The 3,740-nt window shown below is 57.9% G+C and carries 5 protein-coding genes; 4 read left to right on the forward strand and 1 reads right to left on the reverse strand.

The window, feature by feature from the left end:
• Positions 1–568 (forward strand): (2Fe-2S)-binding protein (locus AC221Y_RS21615; protein ID WP_486708390.1); only part of this gene is annotated, 568 nt, incomplete at its 5' end.
• Positions 569–715: 147 nt separating this feature from the next.
• Here the strand turns inward: AC221Y_RS21615 and AC221Y_RS21620 are convergent.
• Positions 716–1,324: a DJ-1/PfpI family protein gene (locus tag AC221Y_RS21620; protein ID WP_486708391.1), complete on the reverse strand. Its 609-nt coding sequence runs from the start codon at positions 1,322–1,324 to the stop codon at positions 716–718.
• A 65-nt stretch (positions 1,325–1,389) separates the two neighbouring features.
• Here AC221Y_RS21620 and AC221Y_RS21625 point away from each other — a divergent pair, with 65 nt between their 5' ends.
• The 3 genes from AC221Y_RS21625 to AC221Y_RS21635 all read left to right on the forward strand — a co-directional run.
• Positions 1,390–2,406 carry a GlxA family transcriptional regulator gene (locus AC221Y_RS21625; RefSeq protein ID WP_486708392.1) on the forward strand — a complete coding sequence of 339 codons (1,017 nt, stop codon included), beginning with the start codon at positions 1,390–1,392 and terminating at the stop codon, positions 2,404–2,406.
• 170 nt (positions 2,407–2,576) lie between these two features.
• Positions 2,577–3,464: a tyrosine-type recombinase/integrase gene (locus AC221Y_RS21630; RefSeq protein ID WP_486708393.1), complete on the forward strand. Its 888-nt coding sequence runs from the start codon at positions 2,577–2,579 to the stop codon at positions 3,462–3,464.
• A 10-nt stretch (positions 3,465–3,474) separates the two neighbouring features.
• Positions 3,475–3,740, forward strand: a 266-nt coding sequence (locus tag AC221Y_RS21635) for a transposase zinc-binding domain-containing protein (RefSeq protein ID WP_486708394.1), incomplete at its 3' end; no start/stop codon positions are given.

Raw genomic sequence — 3,740 nt, forward strand, 5'->3', positions numbered from 1 at the left:
GCACGCGCAGCAACAGTGTTTTGTGCCAGAGCTTGACGGCTTTGGCGGCACCTCGGTTGAATATCTGCATATTGCCGGTGACGGGGCCGGGATCGGCGGTGCCAAGACGGCGGCGCTTGCAGGGCGTCTGGCGGCGCTGGACATCGCGTCGCGGATGGGCGCGATTGAGGCCGAAGCGCGCGACGGCGAAGGCGCACCCCTGCGCCGGGCGATGGCGCAAGAGCTTGCGGCGCGCCCGTTTCTGGATGCCGCCTATCCGCCACTGGCAGAGGCGCTTGCCCCTGCCGACAAGACGATCATTTGCCGCTGTGAAGAGGTGACGGCGGGGGACATTCGCGGTTATGCCAAGCTTGGCTGTATCGGCCCGAACCAGACCAAGGCTTTTGGCCGAGCCGGCATGGGCCCCTGTCAGGGGCGCTATTGCGGGCTAAGCGTGACGCAAATCCTGGCCGAGGAAAACCGCCAGAGCCATGACGCGACCGGCTACTATCGCATCCGCCCACCGCTCAAGCCGGTGACGCTTGGCGAATTGGCGGCGATGGACGAGGGGCCTCGCGTGGCGGAGTAACACACCCTTTGTAACCTAGGGTCTGGACCAATAAATTCTAAAGCGCCAAATGCCACAAAGCAGTCGTTCGCCGCGCAGTTTTCAGATGTCTCACATGCGGACAGAACTGCCGTTTGCTGCAGCGGTTTCAATGTCCGCATCGGGGTATCAGACTAGCCCGGCTAGTCTTGCAAACGGATCTTCGTTCGGGTTCCGGTTCCAATTGTACTCACATTCCAAGGCAGTCGCTTCCGCCTTCGTCTCACCGTATAGATTCGCGAGTGCCCCAAACGCCATATCTATGCCAGCTGAGACGCCTGAAGACGTAAAGAACTTGCCGCTCTTGACCCATCTTGCCCGCTTTACCCAATCCACCTTAGGCGCGAGATGAACCGTTGATGTGAAGTCTAACTTGTTTGTCGTAGCCTTCCTGCCATTGAGCACGCCCGCCATTCCAAGTACAATCGTGCCAGTACAAACCGCCATGACCCGTTCTGCATTTGCTGACACATCGCGTATCCACTGAAGGATATCCGGCGTGGTACATTCTTCCAGAGCGCTGTCGCCGCCAGGTATGAAGAGCAAATCATACTCGGTGCGCTCAGCAATCGTGATGTCTGGAACAATCCTTTGACCATGACGGCTCGGCACTGGATCGGCCCCAGCGGCAACAGTGATGACGTCAATTTCGTAGGTGGGATCCCCTAACATTTCGATGGGGCCAAAGTAATCCAGCGTTTGGAAACCCGGAAAAACAAGGGCAGCAAGAGTTCTCATTTTTTATTCTCCTAGACTGTCTTGTTCTCTGGATAGAAGGTCTGGCTGATCGCAAAAATGACAATATGCCCCCTTTTCACGCCAACACGCCCAGACCCGATCCTGACAAACGCAACGTTGTGTTTGTGGTCTACGATGGCATCGTCTTGCTTGATCTTGTGGGGCCACTGCATGTGTTTTCCCGCGCTTGCGAGGACGGAACAGATGAGCTGGCCTACAACACCTATATCGCGTCGGTGGAGGGAGGCCTGGTTCAAACCAACACAATTGTTCAGGTGGATAGCCTGTCTCTTGCGGAGCTTTGCGATGCATCCCGAGGCATTGAAATCGACACCCTGGTGATTGTTGGTGGGGACGGAGCGAATGCCGCCGAGACTAATACAGAACTGGTGGAGCAAGTTGCTACGCTTTCAGAGCGAGCCAGACGCACCTGTTCAGTTTGTTGCGGTGCTTTTTTGCTAGCCGCTTCTGGATTGTTGGATGGTCGGCGTGCGGTGACGCATTGGGAAGATTGCGAGCTACTGGCCACTCGTTTTCCGAAGGTGAATGTGGAGGTCGATCCAATTTACATCAAGGAAGGCCCAATCTGGACGTTAGCTGGGATTACGGCGGGCACCGACATGGCCCTGGCTGTAGTGCGTGAAGACTTAGGGCCGGGTCCGGCGTTACACTTGGCCAGATCGTTGGTGACCCCGATGATCAGGTCGGCGGGACAGTCCCAATTCAGTTCCGACCTTGCGCGCCAGACCCATGATTTAGCGGGCGAATTCGCCGCTCTCCATGATTGGTTGCGAGATAACTTGGCGATGCCCATCAACGTTGGCGATATGGCCGAAAGATGCTCCATGAGTTCACGAAGTTTTTCTCGACGCTATGCGGCGAACGTGGGTCTGACACCGGCCAGATCATTGGAAAGGATGAGGGTAGACACTGCGAGAAATCTTCTTGTTGAAACGGATCACAGCATCAAAGTTGTCGCGAAGCGATGTGGTTTCGGTGACCAAGAGAAAATGCGACGCGCATTCCATAAACACCTTCGCACATCTCCTTCCAGCTATCAGTCGTTGTTTCGCGATAACTGACATCCGTGCACACCGCAGCACCGGTCAAAATGGGCTCAGGGACGAAGCCGCTCGCGCGGCAATGGCGTTTGTGGCTGATGGTTCGCATCTCGCCTGACGCAGGTCATTTTGCGGACTGACCAACCTGTCTCACGATTGGGGCTTTCTCAGTCAACAGACAGGAGGTTCCAATGACAGAGGAGAGAACCACGTCGCTGCGCGAGCGGATGATCGAAGACATGCGTATTCGGGGTCTTGGGGACAAATCCCAGCGGGCACACATTCGGGCGGTGAAGGATTTTGCCGCGTTTCCGGGGCGCTCGCCGGATACGGCGACGCCGGAGGAACTACGCGCCTACCAGCTTCACATGACGGATGCTGCGGTCTCGCCGTCGGTCTACAATGCGCGCATCACCGCCCTGCGTTTCTTTTTCTCGATGACCTGTGGGCGCGAGGAGATGAAGCGGTACATGCAGTTTCGCACTCACCCGCGCAAACTTCCTGCTGTTCTCAGCGCCGAGGAAGTTTCCGAGCTTCTGGCGGTCGCGCCTGGGCCGGGGCTCAAGTACCGTGCCGCGCTCAGCATTTCGTATGGTGCAGGTTTGAGAGCTTCTGAGTTTTGCAATCTTACAACCAGCGATATCGACAGCGACCGGATGCTGATCCATGTGGTTCAGGGCAAGGGAAGGAAGGATCGCAAGGTGATGCTGTCGGTCGGGCTGCTCGATCTTTTGCGTGAGTATTGGCGTGAGGCGTGGCCCGAGGGCTGGCTGTTTCCCGGCAAGCCGAAGACCAACCCGATCTCGCCCCGCCAATTGAACCGGGCTTTTACGTCAGCCAAACGCATGACTGGGATCTACAAGCCCGCAACGCTGCGCACGCTCAGGCACAGCTTCGCCACCCATCTGCTCGAAGCGGGGACGGATGTGCGGGTCATTCAGGTGCTCCTGGGCCATGCCAAACTGACGACGACGGCTCAGTACACCAAAGTTGCCACCAAGATGATCCGAGACACGACCAGCCCGTTCGAGGCTCTCAAGCAACTGAACCTGCAGACCCGGAAGAACCAGCCGGGGTGAGGCTCTGGCCTTGCCCCGCGCAAAGCTGGAGGTCGCCGACATACTCCGACGATACGGTCCCGCGTGGCGGCGGGCCAATACGGGGCATGTCGGCCTGAGCCAGATCAAGGTGATGTCAGCCATCGAAGCCTGCCGGACTGAAGCGCTCGGTGGGCATGTGGCAGCCTGCACCAAGTGCAACCACCAACATATTGCGTACAACGGCTGCAAGAACCGGCAATGCCCCAAGTGCCAGGGACCAGCGGCGCGCGACTGGATGGCGGCTCGGGCCGGTGA

This window comes from Boseongicola sp. (genome assembly GCF_057460485.1).

Excerpts from the sequence above, each read along its gene's own strand:
- AC221Y_RS21630 (WP_486708393.1), top strand. The coding sequence starts at position 2,577 with ATGACAGAGGAGAGAACCACGTCGCTGCGCGAGCGGATGATCGAAGAC.
- AC221Y_RS21625 (WP_486708392.1), top strand. The coding sequence starts at position 1,390 with ATGCCCCCTTTTCACGCCAACACGCCCAGACCCGATCCTGACAAACGC.
- AC221Y_RS21620 (WP_486708391.1), bottom strand. The coding sequence starts at position 1,324 with ATGAGAACTCTTGCTGCCCTTGTTTTTCCGGGTTTCCAAACGCTGGAT.